Genomic DNA, 22,544 nt, shown 5'->3' with positions numbered 1-22,544 from the left:
GCGCAATCGGCAATCGAGGCTTACCTGCTACCCTATATTCTCCTTTTTGCCGTCGTTCTCGGCGTGAACCTGATGCCAGCGTTCGGCCCGCCGACATGGTCGATCATCGTCCTGTTCGGGCTCGGCACGCAGATGCCGACACCGGCGATCATCCTGACGGGAGCGCTCGCGGCAGCGTCGGGCCGGTTCCTGCTTGCGCTTGGCTTCCGGCTTCTCGGCAACCGCGTATCGGTACGAACGCGGCGCAACCTTGCGGCAGCACGCGCCGCTTTGGAACGGAACAAGCGCGGTGGCCTTGTCGCGCTGGCACTCTTTGCGCTTTCGCCGGTGCCATCCGCGCAACTTTTCGAAGCCGCCGGATTGACCCGCGTTCGACTGGCAGGCTTCACAATTGCTTTCTTCGCGGGACGGATCATTTCCTATTCGATCTACGCATTCACCGCGAAGAGTATTCAGAAATCTTCGATGGGCGACGTTCTTCTCGATGCTTTCACCAGCCCGGCCAGCATCGTTATTCAGGTTCTGATGATCGTCGCACTTGTTGGCCTGACCCGGATCGACTGGGCGCGACACCTTGGGGGAAACGCTCCGACAGACCGCCAATAGCGCCAGGCGTCAGGTCTCCGTCAGAAGTCGAGTCCAGGATCACCGCACCACGGAGGTGATCATGTCTGACACATCGACTGCCAATTCACAGCCATCAGCAACGATCCGCGTTTGGGATCTGCCCGTGCGGCTGTTCCATTGGCTGCTGGTCGCCACGATCCTGGTGGCATTCCTGTCCTCGGAAGAAGACAGCGCGCTTGCGCCCTGGCATGTCCCCGCGGGCTGGGTCGCCGCCGTGCTTATCGCATTCCGTCTCGTCTGGGGTCTTGTCGGCGGCGAACACGCCCGCTTCGCCAATTTCCTGAAGCCCGGGCAGATCGCGCACCATCTTCGCGGCCTGTTCGCCGGCAAGCCCGAGCGGTCGATCGGGCATAATGCGCTTGGCGGCCTGGCGATTGTCGCGTTGCTCGGTACGGTCGGCGGCATCGTCTATACCGGCGCGACGATGCAGGGCGAAGGCGGCGAAGGCCTCCACGAAGCGCTGGCGAACATCCTTCTCGGCCTGATCGCGATGCATGTCGTCGCGGTCATCGCCATGTCGCTCATCACGCGCGATAACCTGATCCGCGCCTTCATCACCGGCCGCAAGCGAGCGGCCCTGCATCCGGGCGTGCCCGACGCCCGGCCGCCCGCCACGCTGGCTGTCCCGCTCGCCGTGGCCGCCATTGGTGCTTCTACTTATGGAGCACTGGCGCTCGACCCCCTAGCCTTCACCCCCGGTGCGCATGCCGAGGCGGGCGAACGGGGCGACGGCGCGGCTGCGAAGGGCGAACAGGACGATGACTAGGCTTCACCTCAATCCCGAACGCCATCTCGTCTCGCGAATCGGCTGGCTTCGCGCGGCGGTGCTCGGCGCGAACGACGGCATCGTCTCGACCGCGAGCCTGATCATCGGCGTCGCGGCGGCGGCCGCGAAACCGGCAGACATATTGGTCGCGGGCGTTGCCGGCCTCGTCGCAGGTGCGATGTCGATGGCCGCGGGCGAATATGTCTCGGTCAGCTCCCAGTCGGATACCGAACGAGCCGATCTCGCGCGCGAGCGCGGCGAACTGGCGGGCAATGTCGAGGCCGAGGTGCACGAACTCGCCGGCATTTATGTCAAGCGCGGCGTCGATGCGGCGACCGCCGACACCGTCGCGCGCCAGTTGATGGCAAAGGACGCGCTCGCCGCCCATGCCCATGACGAACTCGGCATTTCGGAAATGACGACCGCGCGGCCGATCCAGGCAGCGCTGACTTCGGCCGCGACGTTTACCGCCGGCGCCGCTCTGCCGCTGGCGATCGTGATCATCGCGCCCGGCGGCTGGCTGGTCGTGATCGAAGCGATTGCCTCGCTCCTGTTCCTTGCTCTGCTCGGCGGGGTTGGCGCGCGGGCGGGCGGAGCGCCGGTGTGGACCGCAACGCTGCGCGTGACATTCTGGGGCGCGCTGGCGATGGCGGCGACTGCGGGGATCGGATTGATGGTCGGAACGGCAGTATGATGCCGTCGCGCCATCCCCGCGGCCTTGCCACCCCGCCGCCCACGCGCTTGCGCGAGTGACAGCGCTCGCGCTTCTCGGCTATATTTCTGCTGCCCTGCTGGTTCAGGTGGCGCTTGCCATTGCCGTAGCGATTCTTCGCAGAGCTTCGACATCAAGGCAGGATGCCGCGGTCGATCCCCACCGCCCGGCCGGCAGCGAGGCGGCTTGGGCTGGCCTTCGCGCGTTTCGCGTACGTCGCCGCGACTATGAGGACGATGCGCTCGGCCAATGCTCCTTCTATCTCGAACCGGTCGATGGCGCGCTGTTGCCACCGTACAAGGCCGGACAGTTCCTGACCGTTCAGCTTGATCTACCCGACGCCCAAGGCACCGTCCGGCCGGTCACGCGCTGCTACTCGCTGTCCGATCGCCATGACGGCCGAGCCTATCGCGTCACGATCAAGCGTATCCTGCCGCCCCCCGATCGGCCCGAGCTACCACCCGGCCTGGTTTCCGGGCATTTCCACGATCACCTCTTTCCCGGTTCGATCGTGCAGCTGCGCGCGCCGGCTGGCATTTTCGTCCTTGATGATGAGCCGAATGTCCCCGCCGTCCTGATCGCCGGCGGCATCGGTATCACGCCGCTCTTCGCCATGGCGCGCGAGGCACTTGCCAGGAAGCCCGATCGCGCAATCCATCTTGTCTACGGCGTGCGCGACAGCCGCGAGTTGGTGTTCGAGACGGCAGTTGACGCGCTACGAGAGCTGCATCCCCATTTTCACGTCACCATCGTCCAGAGCTGCCCATTGCCCGGTGAAGCCGGAGGGTCGGACTGTCAGGCGACGGGTTTCATTGATATTCCGCTGCTGCAGCGCGTTCTGGCGCAAGGGCGCCACCATTTTTATGTCTGCGGACCGCCGCCGATGATGGCGAGCCTGGTTCCCGCCTTGCGCGTCTGGACAGGGGACGGCGCCGCGGTGCGATATGAGGCGTTTGGCCCTGCGTCGCTTGCGTCGGCTGAGGCCGTCACCGCGATGCCGCTCGACCGGCCGCTGGCGGTGCGTTTTTCCCGGTCGGGGCGGACGCTGAGTTGGACCGGAGAGGAGACCAACCTGCTCGACTTCGCCGAGCGCCACGGGGTCGAGGTCGAGTCCGGCTGCCGGTCGGGCAGCTGCGGGACGTGCGAAACCACGATCGGCATCGGCGAGGTCCGCTATGCGCAACCACCGTCCTTCGAGGTCGCCCGCGGTCGCTGTCTGCTCTGCGTCGGCGCGCCGGCTGGCGATCTGGTGCTCGAGGCATGAGCGGATGGCGCACCAGCCTGATGAGCCGGGAGGTCATTCCCTTCTACCTCTCGCTCGCGTTGCTCGGCGGCGCGGCGCTGGCGCTCGATGCGCTGCTGCACCTGTCGGGCATGGTCTGGATCGGACGCTATCTCGGCATTCCCGGCGTGCTGCTGATCCTCGCCTCGTCGGGCTATTCGCTGCGCAAGCACAAGCTGATCAATTCGGGCAAGCCCGCCACGCTGCTGCGCTGGCACGAACGCCTCGCCTGGGCCGGGTCGCTGCTGATCCTCGTCCACGCCGGCATCCATTTCAACGCGATCCTTGCCTGGCTCGCGGTCTGGGCGATGCTGATCAACGTCGCCAGCGGGCTGACCGGCAAATTCCTGCTCGGACGGTCACGCAAGCGACTCGAGGTGACCCGCGCCGGACTGCGGGCGCAGGGCCTGTCGTCGGAAGAAGTTGATGAACGGACTCACTGGGACAGCCTGACCTTCGATGCCGTCAAGCAGTGGCGGGTCGTCCACCTGCCGATCACGCTGGCGTTCGCGGTGTTGGCGCTTGCCCATATCATCGCGATCTTCCTGTTCTGGGGCTGGAAATGATGCGCCGCTGGGGTTTGATCCTGATCGCCCTCAACCTCTGCGCGTTGATCGTCCTGGCCTTTACCCGCCCGCATCTGATGGTCGCGCCCGGGGCCCTGACCCCGGCACATAGCGCGATCACGCGCGACTGCTTTGCCTGCCATGTCCCGTTCAAGGGCGTGTCGGCGGACCGCTGCACCGCCTGCCACAAGGTCGCGGATATCGGCATCCGGTCCACCAAGGGCGTGCCGCTGGAGGCGGGCAAGCGCCGCATCGCCTTTCACCAGTCGCTCGCTCAGCCCAATTGTCTGGCCTGCCACAGCGATCATAGCGGGCCGCAACTGGTGAAGGCGTCGCAGACGAGCTTCGCGCATGAACTGTTGCGGCCCGATGTTCGCGGCCTGTGCGCATCGTGTCACCGCGCCCCGCCGACCGCCCTCCATGCCCAGGCGGGCAGCAACTGCGCGCAGTGCCACACCCAAAAGGGCTGGAAGCCCGCAAGCTTCGACCACGCGCACTTCTTCGCGCTGAGCGGACCCCACAATACAAGCTGCGCCACCTGTCATGTTGGCGGCAATTTCTCCCGCTACACCTGCTACAGTTGCCACGAGCATCAACCCGACCAGATTCGCGCCAAGCATGCGGAAGAGGGCATCCGCAATATCGACAATTGCGCACGCTGCCATCGTAGCGGCTCGGGCGAAGGCGGCGAACGCGAAAGGGGCGGGCGTGACGATGATTGAGGGCATTCGACCGGCCGGCCTGACCGCCGATGCGGCGCGCGCGCGACTGGCGGCAGACGGACCCAACGAGCTGCCACGGGCCGGACAAAGGTCCATCGTGCGCATCGCACTCGAGGTCCTGCGCGAACCGATGCTGGCGCTGCTGCTCGCCGGCGGGGTCGCCTATCTGCTGCTCGGAGACATGACCGAAGCGCTGATCCTGCTTGGCTTCGCGACCTTTTCGGTCGCCGTCACCGTGATCCAGGAAACCCGCACCGAGCACGTCCTGGAGGCATTGCGCGACCTGTCGGCGCCGCGCGCGCTCGTCATTCGCGATGGCACGCGCGTTCGCATCCCCGGGCGCGAGGTGGTGCGCGATGACCTGCTCGTCCTTGAGCAGGGCGATCGTATCGCCGCCGATGCGATGCTGGTCGAGGCGGCCGATCTCCAGACCGACGAATCGCTGCTGACGGGCGAATCGCTTCCGGTCGGCAAGGTCATCGCCATGCCCGGTGTGACGGAGGAGACGCCTCGCCCCGGCGGAGAGGGGCAGCCCTATGTCTATTCGGGCTCGCTGGTTACGCGCGGGAGCGGCATTTCCCGGGTGCTTGCGACCGGATCGCGCAGCGAGATCGGCCGGATCGGCCAGTCGCTTGCGACCCTCGATACCGAGGTGCCACGCCTGCGCCGAGAAACGACGCGGATCGTCACGTGGTGCGGTATCGGCGGCGGGGCCGTAGCACTGCTGGTCGTCTTGCTGTTTGGCCTTTTGCGCGGCGGCTGGATCGAGGCGGTGCTGGCCGGCATCGCGATCGGCATGTCGATGCTGCCGGAGGAGTTCCCCGTCGTCCTGACGGTCTTTCTCGCGATGGGTGCGTGGCGGATCGGCAAGGTCGGCGTCCTCACCCGGCGGGCCGCGGCGATCGAGACGCTCGGATCGGCAACCGTGTTGTGCACCGATAAGACCGGCACGCTCACCGAGAACCGCATGTCGGTCGCCGAACTCTGGCTGCCATCCGGCGAGATCCACATGATCGGCACCGACGCGGTCCCGGATGCCTATCATGGCTTGATCGAGACGGCGGCGCTCGCCAGTGCGGCTGAGCCGACCGATCCGATGGAGATTGCGCTGCACGGTGCTCACGGCGCGGTCCGGGGAGCCGCAGTATCCGCTGGTGCTCTGGCGCATGCCTATGCGCTGCGTCCCGATCTGCTGGCGATGTCGAACATCTGGGAGGATGGCGCCGCGCTGAACCTGTCCGCCAAAGGCGCCCCGGAGGCGATCGCCAGCCTGTGCCACCTGCCCGCGCACGAACATGCGGCGATGACCGCCGCGGTTGAAGCCATGGCGGCGCGCGGCATTCGCGTCCTTGGCGTCGCGACCGCGACCCCACACGATCGGAGCTGGGCCGAAACCCAGCACGATTATGACTATGTGCTCACCGGACTGGTCGGGCTGGCGGATCCGATCCGCGCGAGCGTGCCGGGGGCGGTCGCGGAATGCCGCAGCGCCGGCATTCGCGTCGTCATGATCACCGGCGACTATGCCGCCACCGCACGATCAATCGCGACCCAGGCAGGGATCGCCGATGGCGACGTGATGACCGGCGCTGACCTGGCGGCGCTCGACGACATACAGCTTGCCGAGCGGTTGAAGACCGTCACCGTGTTTGCCCGCATCATGCCAGAACAGAAGCTGCGCATCGTCCAGGCGTTCAAGGCCGATGGCGAGATCGTCGCGATGACTGGCGACGGTGTCAACGACGCCCCCTCGCTCAAGGCGGCCCATATCGGTGTCGCCATGGACAAACGCGGCACCGACGTCGCGCGCGAGGCTTCCGCCATGGTCCTGCTCGAGGATGATTTTGGATCGATCGTGCAGTCGGTCCGGCTCGGGCGGCGAATCTATGACAATATCCGCAAGGCGATGGCCTTCATCTTCGCCGTCCATGTGCCGATCGCGGGGCTTGCCCTGCTGCCCCTGTTCTTCGGGCTGCCGATCCTGTTCGGGCCAATCCATATCGCGCTGCTTGAAATGGTGATCGACCCGGTCTGCGCGCTGGTGTTCGAAGCCGAGCGTGAGGAGGACGACATCATGCGACGCCGCCCGCGCGATCCCGCCGAGGCTCTGTTCTCGCTGCCGATGATCGTGTGGAGCGTCTTTCAGGGCGGAGCTGCCTTCGCAATGCTGGCCACCGTCTTTCTCGTTGAGACATGGTCGGGGATGCCCGAGATGGAGCTCCGCGCGCTGACCTTCTTCGCGCTGATCGCCGAGATCGTCGCGCTGATCCTGGTCAACCGGTCGTTCAGCGCCTCGCTCGGCGAAGCGCTTATCCGGCACAATGCTGCGCTGCGTTATGTCGCCGCTGCGATCACGGCCGTGACCGCCTTGATCCTGTTTCTGCCACAGGCGCAGGCTCTGCTGAATTTCGGGTCGATCGCCTGGACCGACATGGTGCTGGCGATCGGCCTTGGGGTCATGCTTCTGGTGCTGCTCGAAGCCTGCAAGCCCCTGGTCCGGAGGTTGACCGCTTTCGCCCCGCGCCAGGAACGCAGCCTGGTCTTGGTGCCATGAGCGAGCGCGCACCTTCCGGCATGTCGTTGGGGCGCACTTTCCTTCTCGCACTGGTCGCCGTCGCCACGCTCGCCTTCCTCTGGCTTGTGGCGCCGTTTTCGGGCGCGATCCTCTGGGCGGTGATTGCGGCCGTGCTGTTCGAGCCGCTCAACGCGCGGTTGCTGGCCGCGATGCCGCGGCGTCCGGGCAGGGCGGCTCTCGCGACCCTCCTCATCATCGTTGTGGTCGTCGTGGTGCCGGCAATGCTGCTCGGCGCGGCGTTGCTGCGCGAGGCTGCCGCCTTTTACGCCCGCGTGCAAAGTGGCGAGATCGATCTCGGACGGCTGTTCGTCCAGACGCAGGGGCATTTGCCAGCCTGGGCCAGAAGCTGGCTCGCCGACATCGGCCTGGACGACGTCGGCGGCCTGCGTACCAAACTCAGTCAGGGTTTTGCGAGCAGCTTTCGCGCGGTAGCCGTTCAGGTGCTCAGCATCGGTCAGGGAGCGTTCGGCTTTTTCCTCGCCCTCGGCGTGATGCTCTACCTGACCTTCTTCCTCCTGCGTGACGGGCACGCACTGGCGGCGCGGGTCGAGCGCGCTATTCCGCTGAGGCGCGATCAGCGCGCGGTGCTGGTCGCGAAATTCGTCGCGGTCATTCGCGCGACGATCAAGGGCAGCCTGATCGTCGCCATTCTGCAAGGCACCGTCGGCGGCCTGACCTTCTGGCTGCTTGGGCTCCCCGGCGCCCTGCTTTGGGGCGTGGCGATGGGGGTGTTTTCCCTGTTTCCGGCGATCGGCACCGGCCTCATCTGGGTGCCGGTAACGCTCTATCTGCTGACCACAGGCGCGATCTGGCAGGGCGCGATCCTTTTCCTGTGCGGATTCTTCATCATCAGCAGTGTCGACAATATCGTGCGCCCGATCCTGGTCGGGCACGACGCCCGAATGCCCGATTATGTCGTCCTGGTCGCCACGCTTGGGGGATTCGAACTGATGGGGTTCAACGGGTTTGTGATCGGGCCGGCCATCGCCGCGCTGTTCATGGCGGCGTGGGAGATCTTCGGCGACGCTGAACCCCCTGCCCCTACGATCGAGTCCGACGATCGCGCCTCTCCCACGATGGGGAGCGGCGAATGAACAGCAAGAAAGCAGCTGGCCGTATATCATCGGCCGTAACAATGCCGGATGAAGTCGAACTCAAGCTGGCGCTGAGCCCGCGGCACGCCGATGTCCTGGAATCCGCTGGCCTGATGGCGGGCACGCCGAGGAAGACACGTCAACGGTCGATCTACTTCGACACATCCGATCACCGGCTGTTGCAGGCAGGTCTTTCGCTGCGCATCCGCCGCTCCGGGCGCAAGCGGGTCCAGACGATCAAGGCCGGCGGCGCGCCGGCGGCCGGCCTGTTTGCACGGCCGGAATGGGAGCGAGCGGTTGCCGACGATACGCCCGTCATCGACGACACCACGCCGATCCCGGCGCTCCTCGGTGATCTGGGTTCGGGTCTTGCGCCTGTCTTCACCGTCAACGTCGAGCGCCGGGCCTGGGACATCAACGAAGGCGGCGCGGTCATCGAACTGGTACTCGACCGCGGCGAGGTGGTGGCCGGTGATCGTCGATCGTCGTTCTGCGAGGCCGAGCTGGAATTGAAGAGCGGTGAGCCCGCCGCCCTGTTCGCGCTCGCGCACAAGCTTGATGCCGCCGCACCTGTCCGCCTGGGCATTCAGACCAAGGCCGGGCGGGGCTACGCGCTGCTTGCGCCGGTCGTGACGGCTTTCAAGGCCGAGCCGGTGTTACTGAACCACGATGTAATAGCAGCGCGGGCATTCCAGCATGTCGTCCGCGCCTGCCTGCGTCAGTTCCGGTTGAACGAAGACCTGTTCTTCACCGGCCGTGCGCCAGAGGCGTTGCACCAGGCCCGCGTGGCGCTGCGCCGACTGCGCTCGGCCTTTTCAATCTTCAAGGCGCTGCTCGATGACGGCGTCGGCACGGGCCTGCGCGATGAGCTGCGCTGGCTTGCGACCGAGCTCGGCGAGGCGCGAAGCATCGATGCCCTGCTCGAGCGGGCGCCGCCCGGTGCGCTTCGGGACCACCTCGAGACCGCGCGGCAAACCGCCTATGTCCATGTAGACGCGACCCTTGGCTCGCCCCGCGTACGCGGGTTGATGCTCGATCTCACCCAATGGAGCATGAGTGGCGCATGGTTGGCCGCGGCGACCGCCGCGGACGTGCGCGACGCGTCGGCGCGCGTGTTTGCCGGCGCCGCTCTCGATCGTCTCCGCCGCAAGGTGAAGAAACATGGTCGTAATCTGGCCGAAGCGGATGACCCGGCGCGTCACGAGGTCCGCAAGGACGCCAAGAAGCTGCGCTACGCGGCCGGGTTCTTCGCCGCCCTGTTCGATCGCAAGCAAGAGCGCCGCCGCTACGGGCATTTCATCGCGGCCCTCGAGGGCTTGCAGGACGAATTGGGGAACCTCAACGACCTGGTGACAGCGCCGACTATCCTGACCGGCCTCGGCATTGGCGATCCGCCGGATGCCATGGCCTTGCTCTTCCCGGGCAGCAAAACGAAGCTGCTCGAAGGGGCTGGCGACGCCCACGCGATGCTGATCGACGCCGCGCGATTCTGGCGCTGAGCGGAACGCGATCCCCCACAAACTGTCGCGTATCTCGTGCGCTGCGTCGACCGCCTACCAGCCGCGATGCGCTTCGCTGTCGATCCATTGGCCGATGCGATCATAGCGATAGGCTATGTCACCGATTGCCCGGCGGTCGCCCTCGCGGCACTCGCGACGCTGCCGGTCTTCCAGGCGATCGATCGCTGTGTGGATGCGATCGGCATCATCGTCATCGATCTCGTCCTCGGAAATTTCGTGGCGAAGCCGATCTTCGAGCATATGCGCGCGCTGCCCCGAACAGATGACCCGCGCCAGCCCGTCATCGTCGTCATAGCCACGATCGTAGCGGGGAAACGCGCCACCCGATCCCACATAAACACCCCAACTCTGGGCATTGGCCGACCCACTTGCGATGAGGGACGCACCCAGCACCGCGACACTCCAAATCTTGCGCATACTCACTCCTCATCAACCGGACCCATCTGGAATTGCCGATTACGAAAGGCCGCTTGGCGCGACGCTGAACGCGCCGTCGTGCCGGGTTCATATGCGACCGAAGGGCGCATTTCTGCGCCGGGCGATGGCGTGCCGATTGCTGCATTCGCGGCGATGCGGGGCGCAATCCCGGTCTTTCGAGCCGGATCATTTGCCTGGTCAACCCTGTCGATGTCAGACTGCGCCTCGCGCGGCATGAACCCGCGCGACCGCGCTCTATGGTTCGGGCACGCCCTCACCACCGAACCCCTGGCGGGTTTCGGCCTTGCGGTAACGATCGACTGGCGCCGGACTGGCAATGCCAGTCCGTCAATGGTCGCCGCTCGCGCGGCGGCGCTCTTGGTGGCCTCTCCCGGTGGCGCGGGAGTGGGCGGCGCTCCCTGCTAGGCCCGCTCGCGTCCCCGGCAAGCCGGGCTGCGCCCGGCTCCTTCACTGCGTTGCGGCCCTTCGGGTGCCGGGGCCGCTCAAGCGGTCCTCTCCGGTTCGCATCTTGCCGCCCACCCCCGCTCACATGGGAGAGGTGTGGTCAAGGCCAATATACGACGTTCGACTGTGATCGGCTTTTACCGACTTCGATGGAATGTTGCCGCTCCGCTTTGGAGCGACCATGTTACCGTATCTGCCGTTGCCAGCGAGGGAGAGTATGTGGACGGACGCGATTGGTTGATGGCAACGGAGCGCCTGCGTTTCAGTATCTGGCAAGACGACGATATTGCGTTGGCCGATGCGATCTGGGGCGATGTCGAGGTCACCGAGATGACCGGCGGCCCGTTCTCAACAAGCGATGTAGCCGAACGACTTTCGGCGGAAATCGAGAACTGGCGGCGGTATCAGGTTCAATACTGGCCAGTCTTCCGGCTCAGCGATTCTACCCTCGTGGGATGCTGTGGCCTTCGCCCAAGGGACATGGAAGGGCGCGTAGCGGAACTCGGCTTTCAGCTCTGTCGGCAATCGTGGGGTCAAGGATATGCGTCGGAAGCCTCCAGAGCGGTGATCGAATGGGCTCGCACCCACGATTTCGCGGCTTTGATCGCCGGTCATCATCCGTCGAACCACGCATCCAAGCGGGCGCTCGTGCGGCTGGGTTTCTCTTACACGCACGACGAATTCTACCCGCCTACCGGCCTGATGGAGCCTTGCTACTCCCTCCCGCTATGACAGCTGCCGGCATCCGGGAAACAAATCGGGAATGACGTAGACTGAGGCGCAGGCAGCCAAAACGCATCGTCGAGCCGATGCGCTGGAACGATGTCCGCCACTTGGTAACAGCGCACTGCTATATCCTTCTCCTTAGTCTGCAATCCAGGTCTGAGCCGCGTCCATGGCCAGGCGAGCATGCTCGCCAGTCCAACCTCACATACGGTCGCTGCTTGCGGCAGCTGCACCAACTCCCCGAATCCGTCGGGCAGGCTCAGGAGAACGAGACCATTCTTCGCGGGCGGCATTTCAAGCCAGCGGGGGTGTCGGTTCGTTCACCGGGATCCGCCGGCGACGTCGCCGACGAAACTGAAAACCGGAAAGGCGATTAAGCGGCTTTGAAGACGGCGCCCTCGATGACGACGCCATGTCGCGCGAACTTCCAGAGGGCGATGAGTAGCTTTCTCGCCAGCGCCACAATGGTCAGCTTTTTGCGCCGGCCGCCGTCGAGTTTCACGCGATCGTGAAACCAGCGTGACAACGCCGAATCCGGCTGATGCAGCAGCCAGAACCAGGAGAGCTGCACCATGATCGATCTGAGCCGCGGATTACCGGCCTTTGAGATGCCTTGCTCGGAGTTGATCGAACCGCTCTGCCAGGGCGACGGCGATAGCCCCGCATAGGATGCGAGCTGCCGGCGATTGTCGAAATGACGATAGAGGCCCTCCGACCAGAGTACCTCGGCAAAATCTGGTCCGACGCCGCGCAGCGTCATGAGCTGCGCAGGACATGCCGGTGATTGGTCAACTGCCGGCTTCTGCGCAACGAGGCTGTCTCGGACTTTTTCGATGGTCTTCAGCTGGGCGAGAATGAGCTCGATCCGATCAAGGATGCGCTCGGCCGCACCGCGAAGATGTTCGCCGATCGGCCGACCATCGCCAGTCACCAACTCGACAAACCGCTCCCTCCGGTCGCTCTTGAGCGGTTCATAGCCGGTGACGCCTTGGCTGAAGAGCAAGCCCTTCAGGCGATTGACTAGCGATACGCGCTCCTGGACGAGAGCCTTGCGTTCCCGGCTGTTGCGGCGTCGATCCTCCTCTTCCGGCGTCGGCACGGCCACCATCGAACAGACGCGGGGATCGCCCCGCTTGAACGCCAATAGGGTTCGCAGAAGCGTCTCGCCGTCGAGCCGATCAGTCTTAGCCCGCCGCCGTCGCCGAGATGTCGCGATCGACGCGGGATCGACGACATGGCTCTCGATCCCTTCCCGATCGAGGACGCGGTGTATCCAGAACCCGTCGAGCCCGGCCTCCTGGATCGACACGAACGGGAACGCCCGTCCAGTTTTCGTCTCCGCCTTCAATCTGATCGCACTGAGTTGCTCGAGGAGACCGCCAACATCGCCGGCGGGCATGACGTACTTCGACATGCGCTCGCCACTACCCGGCGACAAGGATGTGATCAGCCATTTCGATCGACTGAGCTCCATCGAGAAGAAGATCGCCGAAATCGTCGTCTGAATAGGTGCGTCGCTAAATGAATCTATCATATCCATGTCGGCCTCCAATATAGTCCCTGACGTTCTGCCCAGCGTCGGCTCGAAATTATCATAGTCGAGCATCTGTGGTCATCGCGTGCCGCGATGGCGTTGTTTGAGTCCTGGCCTCTGGTCGGGGGTGGGCGGTGCTTCCTGCTAGGCCCGCTTCGGCATGCCGCAACATTCGCTTCGCTCATGTCCTCCACTCCGTTTCGGCCCTGCGGGTGCGGCCCGCCGCGCGCAGCGGGCCTTTTCGGTCGCACCTGCCGCCCACCCCCGACCGGGGCCAGGAACGCGCGATTTGGTGTCGTGTGTGGCCCGGTCTGGACCTCTCCCATGGGGTCTTCCGGGGGAGGCCATGATGGTTTGGGGCGGTGCAGGAGGTGAACGATGCCTGTCTCCCCGAACGTCCGCGCGCGCGGCAAGCGTGGCAAGGACAAGGCGGCCAGTGCCGCGACCAAGCCCGCCCATGCGCCGACCAGCGCCGAACCGGCCCGCGCCAACCTGTATGACGAGGTGACGGGGCGGATCATCGCCGAGCTTGAGGCGGGCCGCTTTCCGTGGGTTCAGCTTTGGGGGCGACCCGAAGTCGGCGGCAGCACGGCAGCCCCCGGCCTGCCGCGCAACGCGCTCACCGCGCGTCGTTACTCTGGCGTCAATGTGCTGATCCTGTGGGGTGCGGTGATCGAGCAGGGCTATCCCTCGCAGGGCTGGCTGACCTTCAAACAGGCGCTGGAGGCGGGCGGTTGTGTCCGCAAGGGCGAGCGCGGCACCACCGTTGTCTATGCCGACCGCTTCACCCCCGAGGCTGAGAAGGCGCGCGCCGTCGAAACCGGCGGCGACGCCAAGACCATAGCGTTCCTGAAACGCTTCACCATGTTCAACGTCGCGCAGTGCGAGGGGCTGCGCCCCGGCCTCGCCCCCGATCCGGCCCCCTTGCCCGAGCGCCAGATCGTGCCGGTCGCCGAGGAAGTGATCGCGGCGAGCGGCATCGAGTTCCGCGTCGGCGGCAACCGCGCCTTTTATGTGCCCGCGCAGGATTATGTGCAGGTGCCGCCGCAACCGGCCTTCTTCGAGCAGATCAACTATTATCGGACCTGCCTGCACGAACTTTGTCACGGCAGCGGCCATAAGTCGCGGCTGAACCGGAACCTCGTCAACAGCTTCGGATCGAAGGATTATGCCCGCGAGGAATTGATAGCCGAAATGGGTTCGGCCTTTCTCTGCGCCGCGCTCGGCATCGTCCCGACCGTCCGCCACGCCGATTACCTCGGTAGCTGGCTGGACGTGCTGCGCGAGGATAATCGCGCGATCTTCCGCGCGGCCAGTGCCGCCAGCAAGGCCGCCGACTGGCTGCTGGCGCGCCACACCGCCGCCCAAGCCGAGGCTACCCCAGACGATACCGGCGAACGGAGGGCGGCATGATCTTGTTGACCCCCGAGCTTCACGCCGCGTTGCGCGTGAATGCCGACCGCTCCGCCGAGAGCGATCTTGATCCCGCGCCGGTCGTCAAATTCTTCAATCCGCTGGGCGCGGCGACATGGCTTGCGACCGAACTCTACGACGACGGAGACACGCTGTTCGGATTGGCGGACCTTGGGTTCGGCTGTCCCGAGCTTGGCTGTTTCAGCCTGTCCGAATTGGCGAGCATCCGCCTGTCGTTCGGCCTCGGCATCGAGCGCGATATCGGCTTTTCGACGACCGTCAGCCTGTCGGTCTGGGCCGACACCGCGCGCCGGGCCGGTTCGATCGGCCAAGCCCAATCCATCATCTGGCGCATCGAATCCGCGCCGGTCCCCGAGATTCCGACCGATCCCGAAGACGGGAACGGCGGATGACGCGCGGCGCGTAACGCCGCTTTGTAAGCCGGTCCGCCTACCCGCAAAGATCGACGGACCGGCACTCACAAGGAGTGCTGACCATGAAACTCGATTTTATCCCGCTCGACAAGCTGGTCGTGAGCAAGGCCAACATGCGCTTCGGCAAAAAGGCCCCGGACGTGTCCGATATCCTGCCGACCGTGCGTAGCCGTGGCATCCTCCAGCCCGTCATCGTCCGTCCCAATTGCGCGCCTGACGGCTATGAGATCGTCGCGGGAAGCCGCCGCTTCCACGCCGCGAAGATCGTCGCCGAGGAACGGCGCGCGGCGGGCGATGCGACACCCGAGCCGATGCCGTGCGCGATCCTCGACGAGGGCGACGATGCCGCCGCCATCGAAGCGTCGATGATCGAAAACATGGCGCGGCTCGACCCCGACGAGGTGACGCAATGGGAGAATTTCACCCGCCTCGTGCGCGAGGGCCGCAAGGTCGAGGACATCGCCGCGACCTTTGGATTGCCCGACCTCACCGTCAAACGGGTGCTGGCGCTCGGCAACCTGCTCCCCGCCATTCGCGACCTCTACCGCAAGGAACGGATCGACGCGGCGACCGTGCGCCATCTGACGATGGCGTCCAAGAGCCAGCAAAAAGCATGGCTGGCGCTCGCCGACGACGAGAATGCCTATCTGCCGACCGGCCACCAGTTGAAATCATGGCTGTTCGGCGGGCAGTCGATCCCGGTGAAACATGCGCTGTTCGACGTGGAGGCGAGCGACCTTGCGACCATTGCCGACCTGTTCGGCGAAGACCGCTATGTCGCCGATGCCGATGCGTTCTGGTCGGCGCAGAATGCCGAAATCGAGGCGCGCCGCGCCGCCTATGTCGAACAGGGCTGGGCCGACGCGATCGTCGTCCCGCCGTCCGATCATTTCTCGACATGGGAATATGAGAAGGCGGGCAAGCGCAAGGGCGGGCGCGTCTATCTCGACGTGCGCGCCACCGGCGAGGTGATCGTCCACGAAGGCTATGTCTCCGGCAAGGAAGCCCGCCGGATCGCCAAGGCCGAGGGATCGGAGAACGGGACCGGTCAGAAAGCGGCCCGGCCCGAGGTGACATCGACGATGCAAACCTATGTCGATCTGCACCGCCATGCCGCCGTTCGTGCCGCGCTCACCGGCCATCCGGCGGTCGCGCTGCGCTTGATGGTCGCTCATGCCATCGGCGGCTCGCACCTCTGGCGGGTCTCTCCCGAGCCGCAGTCCACCCGCAACGACGAGGTGCGCGACAGCCTCGACAACGCACAAGCCGAGGCGGATTTCGACGAGCGCCGCCGCGCGGTGTTGGCGGTTCTCGGCTTCTCCGCCGAGGAACCGACCGTGACCGGGGGCAATGGCGACGACTATGGCGTCGTCGGTATCTTCCAGCGGCTGCTCGACCTTCCCGATGCGGTCGTCATGGAGGTGATCGCCATCGTCATGGGCGAAACCCTCGGCAGCGGCAGCGCCGCCGTCGAGGCGGTGGGCATGGAGATCGGCGTCGATATGGCCCGCTGCTGGCGGGCCGACGACGCCTTTTTCTCACTTGTCCGCGACCGGGAAGTGCTAACCCGGATCGTCGCCGAAGTGGCGGGTGAAACAGTCGCCAGCGCCAATGCGGGCGAGAAGACCAAGACCTTGAAACGCATCGTCCGCGATCATCTCGACGGCGCCAATGGACGTGACCGGCGCGAGAATTGGGTGCCGCGCTGGATGGCGTTCCCGCCCGCCGCCTATACGGCGCGCGGCGGTGTCGGCACCGTCGCGGCCCATGCCAAGGCTCAAGCCGCGCGCGAGATCGAGCGGGTGCGCCCAAGCGACGACGAACCGGACCCCGGCGCGCCGGGCGGAGCCGCGCGAGGCTCCGGCGATGCGATTGCATCGCCGGATAGCGGCGGAGGGGCGGCGCTGACTCTGCCGGAGCCCGATGACGGGGCCGACCGCCTCGCGGCCTGATCTGTTAGGGGGCGGCTTCCGCCGCCCCCTATCTTTGCGACCCTCAAAATCCGGCCGCGCGCCGCAGCCGTCCCGGCTGCGGCGCGCGGCTAGGCGTCATGACCTTCACGGCCAAGTCACTACCAAATCTGGGGCCAACAGCCGAATGAGGACCGCCATTTCGAGCGACGGTGATCGCGCGGCAACGGCCTAGAGATACTTCGCCAGATCGGTGAGGCGGGACAGTTTCTCGCGCGCTTCCCGTGACAATGGGCCGACCACCTCCTCAAGATGATGCTCGATATGATCGGCGACGAGAAGCGTCTTGGTCTTGTCGAGCGCGCTCACGACAGCCTGGAGCTGCTGGGCCGTTTCCAGTCCGTCCCGGCTCTCCTCGATCATCCTGATAATGGTGGCGAGATGGCCCTGCGCCCGCTTGAGGCGGTTGAGCAGGTCGGGATTGCTGGCGTGACTCATGGCAGTTCCGATCACACGATTTCAGGTCGTCGGGAGACTCAGCCACCCGTTGACCCCCAGATACAGGCCGATCAACAGGATGACGCCGCCCGAGACATAAGGAGCTTTACGAACGATCTCACCGAAGCCGGCGAATCGCTTCGAGATGTGCTTTACGCTCATCGCGGCAACGACGCCCGACGTCACCATCGTCAGCGCCAGGCCGATGCTGAAGCAAAGGACCAGCGCCGCGCCGAGCGTGAACGCCTTCAATTGCAGGCATAGCAGCAGCACCGTGATCGCGCCGGGACAGGGAATCAATCCGCCCGTCAGCCCGAAAATGACGATCTGCCCGGTCGTAACGGTGCGATCGGAAAAGCGGCGGCGAATGTCGTTGGCATGGGCCAATTCGTGCGCGTCCTGATAGCCGGCGGTCAGGTCGAGGCCGCGCAGCCCTTCATGCATATGATCATGGTCGTCATGGTCGTCATGCCCGTGACCGTGTTCGACCAAGGCCACGTCGTAATTGTGCGAATGGCCGCCATGCGCGAGGCCGAGACGCGCGACGAACTCGTGCGGCTCGGGAATCTCCTCGCGCGATTCCAGAAACCCTGCCCGCTCGACGAAATCGAACGTCTGACGCGTGCCGTCCGGCCGCTCGGTTTCGAGCGTGATATCCTCGGCGCGCCAACCATGGCCGCGCTCGGCGGTCAGCCGAAAGCGCGGCGGCACGCCATCCTCAAAGACGTCGAGGCGCAGGATGCCATGCCCGGTATCAATGCGGGTCGAGGTGCCGTGGCCATGCTCATGGTCATGATCGTGCCCGTGGTCGTGAAGGGCCGACAGGGCTTGCTCGCGGCGCGCACGCCACAGCATCCAGGCGCCCATGGCGATGATGATGATCGCCGATGCGACCTGCAGATAGGGCTCGATCGTATCCGGCGCGAGCCCGCGCCAGAGATACAGGCCGCCCAGCGCGATCACCCAGACGATCGCCGTGTGGGACAGTGTCGCGCAAAGACCAAGCAGTACAGCCTGCCTCACCGTGCCGCGCACCGCGATGATGAATGCCGCCATCATCGTCTTGGAATGACCGGGCTCGAGGCCGTGCAGCGCGCCCAGCAGGATGGCGGTCGGCACGAACAGCCAAGCGTGGGCGGCGCCTTGCGATAGCAGGTCGGTAAGGGATGTCATGCGGCGCACCTATCCCCCTGGAGGGGATAGGTGCAAGCAGAATCGCCGCAGTAGATAATGGACAAAGCAGGCCAGTTTCCTCGAGAAGGCGGCTTGGACGTACCGCTCCGCTGATCCCCCGATCCCCCGATCCGACCGTTGAGTTGCTCGCCAGCCGACCGGTGCCGCCATCGACCGCAGCGCGGACGCGCTCCTGGGAAGCGCGGCGGAGCTGCGATGGTACGACGCGATCGATCAGCGGGACAAGCCGTCCTATAGTCTTGGGCTTTTCCGCCAGTCGCCAGATCGTGCCTGCCCCGCGATCGTCTTCCCGTCCACCGGATGGCGGGAACGGCGCCGTCGGGTGCGTGGATGCCGGTCGATTGACGGTGCGATCAGAAGGTCGCGCAACCCCCGGCCCAGATCCCTCGCGAACGATGCACAGCCGGCATGATCGTCGTTCCGTCGGCGTGTCCCCGCACCGTTTTCGGCTCCTCGGGCGCATGACCTGGGACGGTCGCGACCCTGCGAAACCATCGCCGCGCGGCTTATTTCCCCGCCCGCCGGGGCGGGCTCCTCGCGGTCGCTTCGCTTCAAATAAGCCTTCGGCTCCGGTCCTCCGCTGCCGCTCCGGCCTGCCGGTTCGCAGGCCCGCTGTGACCGTCCCTCCGGTCCGCCCATCGCCCGGAAACGGTTCGGGGCGACTTTTCAGGAGACGAACAATGCCAGCCATCGGTTATGTCACCCGCGACGGAGAAGGCTTCAAGGGCCAGCTCAAGACGCTCTCGATTCGCACCGACATCGAGATCATTCCCAACACCCGCAAGTCAGGCGACACTCAGCCCGACTATCGCGTGTCGGCGGCAGGTGTCGAGGTCGGGGCCGGATGGGTCCGGCGCGGCGAAATGAGCGGCAAGGACTATGTGTCGCTGTCGCTCGCCGCCCCCGAATTCGGCCCGCGCCGACTCTACGCCAACCTCGGCCGCGCCGCCGGGCAGGATGATGACGACGCCTTCGCGATCATCTGGAATCCCGCCGATTGAGCGAACCGCCCCGCGTCCGCCAAGGGCGCGGGGCATAAAGCGGTACGCCGGATTTGCCATAGCTCGCGAGGGACTCTGCAGGCGGGGGCGTCTGCACGGTCCGCTTTCCGTCGCACGGACGAAAGCCCGTGCCACCCGGTTCAACCCACGCCGCTTTTATACGAAATCGAGCCTCAGGAACCCGACCGACTGAGCGGACCACCCCGCGTCCGCCAACGGCGCGGTGCATAGCCGCCCCCTAAAACAAGGGGGGTCGGAATCGCATGGGTCGATTTGCGACCCTGCCGAAGACGGCCGGATCGATCCAATCCGCGCTCATCAGCCGGCGCACGATGCACCGGCCCAGATGGACTGGAATCATGGACGATACCGCCGAACGCGCGCAGGCCGCGCGCGAGACCTGCCCCTTCCTCACTGCCAAGCAGGCGGCCTTTCATCTCGGCCTCGCCTACTCGACACTGAAGCGCCTGCGCCAGACGGGAACGGGTCCGAAATGCCGCCTGCATGGCCGCACCTGGCGCTACCATATCGACGATATCGAGCTGTGGTCGGCGGCCCGCGCGCGCGGAGGCGACCGTGGTTGAGCGCCGCGACCTGCCGCTTTTCGCTTGGGGCAACGCGCTGCGCGCCGCCCGTGCACGCCGCACAAGACTGCGCCGCCGCGCCGTGTTGCTGGGCGCCGGCATCGGCTGCCTCGGCCTCACGATCGCGCTGCCGCCGCTGCCCCGACTGGTCTGGAACGCGAGCGCCAGCGCGCCGATCGGCCTCTATTCCGTATCGCCCGGCGCGGTGCTCAAACGTGGCGACATGGTGATTGCGTGGCCACCGGCCGAAGCGCGGCACCTGGCCGCGAGCCGCCGCTATCTGCCCTCCAACGTGCCCCTAGTGAAGCGCGTCGCCGGCATTGCCGGAGACACGATCTGCGCGGTGGATCGTGTGGTGACGGTCAACGGCCGACCGGTAGCTATTCGCCGTGCCGCCGATGCAGTTGGCCGTCCGCTGCCCGCTTGGCAGGAGTGCATCCGGCTCGGACCGGGCATGGTCTTCCTGCTCATGGCCGAGACCCCGGACTCGTTCGACGGGCGCTATTTCGGTGCAACGCTGGCGCAGGATGTGATCGGCAAGGCGACCCCGTTGTGGCTACGTTGAAACCGCTCGCGCTTGTCGTCGCGCTGCTGGTCACGACCCCCGCCGCCGCCGATCCGGTCGATCGCTGGCGGGCAGAGATCGCCGAGGCGTCTGCGCGGTTCGGCGTCCCGGTGGCCTGGATCGAGCGGGTTATGCGCGCCGAAAGCGGTGGCCAGACCATGCTTGGCGGGCGTCCAATCACGTCCCGCGCGGGTGCGATTGGCCTGATGCAGTTGATGCCGGCGACCTGGGCGGCGATGCGCGCGGCGCACGGCCTGGGCGGCAATCCCCATGATCCGCACGATAATATTCTCGCAGGCACGGCCTATCTGCGCGCGATGTATGACCGTTTCGGTTATCCTGGATTGTTCGCCGCCTACAATGCCGGTCCTGGCCGTTATGCCGCGCATCTGGCGTCGGACCGTGCGCTTCCGGGCGAAACCCGCGCCTATCTTGCCGAGGTCACGGGCGACCGGCCGAGGGTAACCGGCACCGCGCCCCGACTGTCGACCAGCATGTTTGTTGCCCTCACGACCGCAACGCAGCCTTCCGGTCAAACGGATGCCGACGCGCGGACACCGAGCCTGTTCGTCGCCTTAACCTCGACTTCTCCCTAGCCGAGAATCAGGGGTGCATTAGTGCGGGCGACTGCCGAGGAACCTCTTCGTGTTCGCGCGGCCTTCCGCAGCCTCAACAGCCTGTCCGGCATGGGCGCACTCGTCACCTCGAACCGAACCATCGCGGCAGGCGGCGATGATCTTGCGGGCTTCATCGAGATTGGCGGCGAAATACTGTGTGCCGCGCGGCGCCGCGATCGCAGCCGGGACGAGTCCCGAACCTACGCTCGACGGAGTCGGCGGATCGATGACGGGCCGCAGAACGAACCCGATCGCCAATCCTGCGATCAGCACGACAGAAGAAATGACGATGGATTTACGCTGTACCATGACGACGAAACTCGGCTGACGGTCAACCGTATCATACCAGATTCACTGACTTTTCGCAAAATGCAGATACCGCACAATCGGATGAAGAAGGGTCCAAGGCGGCACGCAATGATCGGCAGCGCGCTGCGGTGAGGTGGGAGGGCTCGTCTCGGCAAGGCCCAGCATGACGGGCGCCGAAGCGGCTGTGCAAGGCCGGCGGCCCCTCCAATTTTGCCGCGAGATAGAGCGTGCTTCGCACGCGCTTTTGTTCGTTCATGCGCAACAAAATCGGTTCCTCCGCCGCCGCTGCGCGGCGCTTCCGGCTTCGCCTCCAGCGGCCCTGACAGCCGCTCCGCCACCCGTCTTTGGAGGGCTGTCCTCAATGAGGAGGATTTCAAGCGAAGGAGGCGATCATGACCATGTTTCAACCCATTGGTGCGGCGTCGGACCGCGTGGTGGCGACGCTCGTGGCAGGGCTCGAAATCGAGTTCGGACGGGGCGCGGGCGAGGCACTGGCGCAGCGGTTTCTGGAGGCCGAGGAGAGCGATTTCCTGTGGGATGCGAGGGCGTCGGAACGTTGGCTCGGGGCGTATGAGAGCATCGACGAAGAGAATTTCGAACTCGATCGGGTAGCGATCGTCGGGCGGTTGGATGGCCGCTGGTTCGTCGCGGTGAGCATCGTCGATGGCGATGGCAACGCGCATGGATTGATGGGGCGGCGCAGCTTCAGGAACGAAGCACAGGCGCGTGAAGCATTCGCAGTCACGCATTGATCGTAGCGTCGGAAACGCCGGGACAGGGTGCCGGACAGGCATCGTGTCCCGGCTCTTTTTTGCCTCGGCTTGGACGAGATGGCTGGGCTGCAGGATAGCGGAAACAGGCGACAGGAGCGGGTCAGAATGGAGGGCGGCGTAATGCCGCTGTAATTGGGCAGGCGAGCCCAGCGGCAGTATCGTGTGCGGAGACCGAACGGCGAACGAGGTCGCCTGCGGTCAAGCGCAGGAGAAAAGCGATGGAGTATTTTGCCGGACTGG

At 65.6% G+C, this 22,544-nt stretch carries 23 protein-coding genes; 18 read left to right on the top strand and 5 right to left on the bottom strand.

Going from position 1 to position 22,544, the window contains the following annotated elements:
- Positions 1 to 72: 72 nt before the first annotated feature.
- The 9 genes from ACP7BY_RS10345 to ACP7BY_RS10305 all read left to right on the top strand — a co-directional run bounded on the left by ACP7BY_RS10345 (position 73) and on the right by ACP7BY_RS10305 (position 9,843).
- On the top strand, positions 73 to 606 hold the full coding sequence (locus tag ACP7BY_RS10345) for a hypothetical protein (RefSeq protein ID WP_052192365.1): 534 nt from the start codon (positions 73 to 75) through the stop codon (positions 604 to 606).
- Between the two features lie 61 nt (positions 607 to 667).
- Positions 668 to 1,393 carry a cytochrome b/b6 domain-containing protein gene (locus tag ACP7BY_RS10340; RefSeq protein WP_033965252.1) on the top strand — a complete coding sequence of 242 codons (726 nt, stop codon included), beginning with the start codon at positions 668 to 670 and terminating at the stop codon, positions 1,391 to 1,393.
- Complete coding sequence (locus tag ACP7BY_RS10335) at positions 1,386 to 2,087, top strand: VIT1/CCC1 transporter family protein (protein WP_137902948.1); 702 nt, start codon at positions 1,386 to 1,388, stop codon at positions 2,085 to 2,087. The genes ACP7BY_RS10340 and ACP7BY_RS10335 overlap by 8 nt, the downstream gene beginning before the upstream one ends.
- A 55-nt stretch (positions 2,088 to 2,142) precedes the next feature.
- Positions 2,143 to 3,369 (top strand): 2Fe-2S iron-sulfur cluster-binding protein, encoded by a 1,227-nt coding sequence (locus ACP7BY_RS10330; RefSeq protein ID WP_033965231.1) that lies wholly within the window; start codon positions 2,143 to 2,145, stop codon positions 3,367 to 3,369.
- Entirely contained in the window at positions 3,366 to 3,953 is a 588-nt protein-coding gene (locus ACP7BY_RS10325) for a hypothetical protein (protein WP_137902947.1), read from the top strand. Before ACP7BY_RS10330 ends, ACP7BY_RS10325 begins: the two co-directional genes overlap by 4 nt.
- Entirely contained in the window at positions 3,950 to 4,675 is a 726-nt protein-coding gene (locus ACP7BY_RS10320; RefSeq protein ID WP_033965233.1) for a cytochrome c3 family protein, read from the top strand. Before ACP7BY_RS10325 ends, ACP7BY_RS10320 begins: the two co-directional genes overlap by 4 nt.
- Positions 4,668 to 7,229 carry a cation-translocating P-type ATPase gene (locus ACP7BY_RS10315; protein ID WP_137902986.1) on the top strand — a complete coding sequence of 854 codons (2,562 nt, stop codon included), beginning with the start codon at positions 4,668 to 4,670 and terminating at the stop codon, positions 7,227 to 7,229. The genes ACP7BY_RS10320 and ACP7BY_RS10315 overlap by 8 nt, the downstream gene beginning before the upstream one ends.
- Positions 7,226 to 8,344 carry an AI-2E family transporter gene (locus ACP7BY_RS10310; protein ID WP_137902946.1) on the top strand — a complete coding sequence of 373 codons (1,119 nt, stop codon included), beginning with the start codon at positions 7,226 to 7,228 and terminating at the stop codon, positions 8,342 to 8,344. Before ACP7BY_RS10315 ends, ACP7BY_RS10310 begins: the two co-directional genes overlap by 4 nt.
- On the top strand, positions 8,341 to 9,843 hold the full coding sequence (locus ACP7BY_RS10305) for a CHAD domain-containing protein (protein WP_249340868.1): 1,503 nt from the start codon (positions 8,341 to 8,343) through the stop codon (positions 9,841 to 9,843). The genes ACP7BY_RS10310 and ACP7BY_RS10305 overlap by 4 nt, the downstream gene beginning before the upstream one ends.
- 54 nt (positions 9,844 to 9,897) lie before the next feature.
- On the opposite strand, the gene ACP7BY_RS10300 is transcribed toward ACP7BY_RS10305, so the two are convergent.
- Complete coding sequence (locus ACP7BY_RS10300) at positions 9,898 to 10,281, bottom strand: hypothetical protein (protein WP_033965235.1); 384 nt, start codon at positions 10,279 to 10,281, stop codon at positions 9,898 to 9,900.
- 684 nt (positions 10,282 to 10,965) lie between these two features.
- Here ACP7BY_RS10300 and ACP7BY_RS10295 point away from each other — a divergent pair.
- Positions 10,966 to 11,478, top strand: a complete 513-nt coding sequence (locus ACP7BY_RS10295; protein ID WP_197057790.1) for a GNAT family N-acetyltransferase — start codon at positions 10,966 to 10,968, stop codon at positions 11,476 to 11,478.
- A 367-nt stretch (positions 11,479 to 11,845) separates the two neighbouring features.
- Here ACP7BY_RS10295 and ACP7BY_RS10290 read toward each other — a convergent pair whose 3' ends face one another.
- The gene (locus ACP7BY_RS10290; protein WP_171010555.1) at positions 11,846 to 13,006 is read right to left on the bottom strand and encodes an IS110 family transposase; all 1,161 of its coding nucleotides are present in this window, start codon (positions 13,004 to 13,006) and stop codon (positions 11,846 to 11,848) included.
- 378 nt (positions 13,007 to 13,384) lie between these two features.
- On the opposite strand from ACP7BY_RS10290, the gene ACP7BY_RS10285 reads away from it, so the two are divergent.
- From ACP7BY_RS10285 to ACP7BY_RS10275, 3 genes are all read left to right on the top strand, one after another.
- Positions 13,385 to 14,419 carry an ArdC family protein gene (locus ACP7BY_RS10285; protein ID WP_081988732.1) on the top strand — a complete coding sequence of 345 codons (1,035 nt, stop codon included), beginning with the start codon at positions 13,385 to 13,387 and terminating at the stop codon, positions 14,417 to 14,419.
- Positions 14,416 to 14,832: a DUF2958 domain-containing protein gene (locus tag ACP7BY_RS10280; RefSeq protein ID WP_033965238.1), complete on the top strand. Its 417-nt coding sequence runs from the start codon at positions 14,416 to 14,418 to the stop codon at positions 14,830 to 14,832. Before ACP7BY_RS10285 ends, ACP7BY_RS10280 begins: the two co-directional genes overlap by 4 nt.
- An 83-nt stretch (positions 14,833 to 14,915) precedes the next feature.
- Entirely contained in the window at positions 14,916 to 16,805 is a 1,890-nt protein-coding gene (locus ACP7BY_RS10275; protein WP_137903351.1) for a ParB/RepB/Spo0J family partition protein, read from the top strand.
- A 189-nt stretch (positions 16,806 to 16,994) separates the two neighbouring features.
- Here ACP7BY_RS10275 and ACP7BY_RS10270 read toward each other — a convergent pair whose 3' ends face one another.
- A complete protein-coding gene (locus ACP7BY_RS10270) occupies positions 16,995 to 17,261 on the bottom strand; it encodes a metal-sensing transcriptional repressor (RefSeq protein WP_033967051.1) in 267 nt (88 codons plus the stop codon).
- Positions 17,262 to 17,282: 21 nt separating this feature from the next.
- Positions 17,283 to 18,434: a nickel/cobalt efflux transporter gene (locus ACP7BY_RS10265; RefSeq protein ID WP_033967047.1), complete on the bottom strand. Its 1,152-nt coding sequence runs from the start codon at positions 18,432 to 18,434 to the stop codon at positions 17,283 to 17,285.
- 701 nt (positions 18,435 to 19,135) lie between these two features.
- Between ACP7BY_RS10265 and ACP7BY_RS10260 the strand changes: the two genes are divergently transcribed.
- From ACP7BY_RS10260 to ACP7BY_RS10245, 4 genes are all read left to right on the top strand, one after another.
- Positions 19,136 to 19,456: a DUF736 domain-containing protein gene (locus ACP7BY_RS10260; RefSeq protein WP_033967046.1), complete on the top strand. Its 321-nt coding sequence runs from the start codon at positions 19,136 to 19,138 to the stop codon at positions 19,454 to 19,456.
- A 359-nt stretch (positions 19,457 to 19,815) separates the two neighbouring features.
- On the top strand, positions 19,816 to 20,040 hold the full coding sequence (locus ACP7BY_RS10255) for a helix-turn-helix transcriptional regulator (protein ID WP_137903353.1): 225 nt from the start codon (positions 19,816 to 19,818) through the stop codon (positions 20,038 to 20,040).
- Positions 20,033 to 20,605 (top strand): S26 family signal peptidase, encoded by a 573-nt coding sequence (locus ACP7BY_RS10250; protein ID WP_249340924.1) that lies wholly within the window; start codon positions 20,033 to 20,035, stop codon positions 20,603 to 20,605. The genes ACP7BY_RS10255 and ACP7BY_RS10250 overlap by 8 nt, the downstream gene beginning before the upstream one ends.
- Entirely contained in the window at positions 20,593 to 21,201 is a 609-nt protein-coding gene (locus ACP7BY_RS10245) for a lytic transglycosylase domain-containing protein (protein ID WP_033966819.1), read from the top strand. Before ACP7BY_RS10250 ends, ACP7BY_RS10245 begins: the two co-directional genes overlap by 13 nt.
- A gap of 18 nt (positions 21,202 to 21,219) precedes the next feature.
- On the opposite strand, the gene ACP7BY_RS10240 is transcribed toward ACP7BY_RS10245, so the two are convergent.
- Complete coding sequence (locus tag ACP7BY_RS10240) at positions 21,220 to 21,531, bottom strand: hypothetical protein (RefSeq protein ID WP_033966821.1); 312 nt, start codon at positions 21,529 to 21,531, stop codon at positions 21,220 to 21,222.
- Positions 21,532 to 21,923: 392 nt separating this feature from the next.
- Here ACP7BY_RS10240 and ACP7BY_RS10235 point away from each other — a divergent pair, with 392 nt between their 5' ends.
- Positions 21,924 to 22,283 carry a hypothetical protein gene (locus ACP7BY_RS10235; protein WP_033966822.1) on the top strand — a complete coding sequence of 120 codons (360 nt, stop codon included), beginning with the start codon at positions 21,924 to 21,926 and terminating at the stop codon, positions 22,281 to 22,283.
- The last annotated feature ends 261 nt before the right edge of the window (positions 22,284 to 22,544 follow it).

This window comes from Sphingomonas sp. PSPC2-2, assembly GCF_049897725.1.
Lineage (GTDB): Bacteria > Pseudomonadota > Alphaproteobacteria > Sphingomonadales > Sphingomonadaceae > Sphingomonas.
The sequence above is the reverse complement of the archived record's forward strand: the minus strand, read 5'-3'. Positions and strand labels throughout refer to the sequence as shown.

Excerpts from the sequence above, each read along its gene's own strand:
- ACP7BY_RS10325 (WP_137902947.1), top strand. The coding sequence starts at position 3,366 with ATGAGCGGATGGCGCACCAGCCTGATGAGCCGGGAGGTCATTCCCTTC.
- ACP7BY_RS10285 (WP_081988732.1), top strand. The coding sequence starts at position 13,385 with ATGCCTGTCTCCCCGAACGTCCGCGCGCGCGGCAAGCGTGGCAAGGAC.
- ACP7BY_RS10255 (WP_137903353.1), top strand. The coding sequence starts at position 19,816 with ATGGACGATACCGCCGAACGCGCGCAGGCCGCGCGCGAGACCTGCCCC.
- ACP7BY_RS10340 (WP_033965252.1), top strand. The coding sequence starts at position 668 with ATGTCTGACACATCGACTGCCAATTCACAGCCATCAGCAACGATCCGC.
- ACP7BY_RS10335 (WP_137902948.1), top strand. The coding sequence starts at position 1,386 with ATGACTAGGCTTCACCTCAATCCCGAACGCCATCTCGTCTCGCGAATC.
- ACP7BY_RS10260 (WP_033967046.1), top strand. The coding sequence starts at position 19,136 with ATGCCAGCCATCGGTTATGTCACCCGCGACGGAGAAGGCTTCAAGGGC.
- ACP7BY_RS10235 (WP_033966822.1), top strand. The coding sequence starts at position 21,924 with ATGACCATGTTTCAACCCATTGGTGCGGCGTCGGACCGCGTGGTGGCG.
- ACP7BY_RS10290 (WP_171010555.1), bottom strand. The coding sequence starts at position 13,006 with ATGATAGATTCATTTAGCGACGCACCTATTCAGACGACGATTTCGGCG.
- ACP7BY_RS10240 (WP_033966821.1), bottom strand. The coding sequence starts at position 21,531 with ATGGTACAGCGTAAATCCATCGTCATTTCTTCTGTCGTGCTGATCGCA.
- ACP7BY_RS10320 (WP_033965233.1), top strand. The coding sequence starts at position 3,950 with ATGATGCGCCGCTGGGGTTTGATCCTGATCGCCCTCAACCTCTGCGCG.
- ACP7BY_RS10305 (WP_249340868.1), top strand. The coding sequence starts at position 8,341 with ATGAACAGCAAGAAAGCAGCTGGCCGTATATCATCGGCCGTAACAATG.
- ACP7BY_RS10280 (WP_033965238.1), top strand. The coding sequence starts at position 14,416 with ATGATCTTGTTGACCCCCGAGCTTCACGCCGCGTTGCGCGTGAATGCC.
- ACP7BY_RS10310 (WP_137902946.1), top strand. The coding sequence starts at position 7,226 with ATGAGCGAGCGCGCACCTTCCGGCATGTCGTTGGGGCGCACTTTCCTT.
- ACP7BY_RS10315 (WP_137902986.1), top strand. The coding sequence starts at position 4,668 with ATGATTGAGGGCATTCGACCGGCCGGCCTGACCGCCGATGCGGCGCGC.
- ACP7BY_RS10275 (WP_137903351.1), top strand. The coding sequence starts at position 14,916 with ATGAAACTCGATTTTATCCCGCTCGACAAGCTGGTCGTGAGCAAGGCC.
- ACP7BY_RS10270 (WP_033967051.1), bottom strand. The coding sequence starts at position 17,261 with ATGAGTCACGCCAGCAATCCCGACCTGCTCAACCGCCTCAAGCGGGCG.
- ACP7BY_RS10300 (WP_033965235.1), bottom strand. The coding sequence starts at position 10,281 with ATGCGCAAGATTTGGAGTGTCGCGGTGCTGGGTGCGTCCCTCATCGCA.
- ACP7BY_RS10345 (WP_052192365.1), top strand. The coding sequence starts at position 73 with ATGCCAGCGTTCGGCCCGCCGACATGGTCGATCATCGTCCTGTTCGGG.
- ACP7BY_RS10265 (WP_033967047.1), bottom strand. The coding sequence starts at position 18,434 with ATGACATCCCTTACCGACCTGCTATCGCAAGGCGCCGCCCACGCTTGG.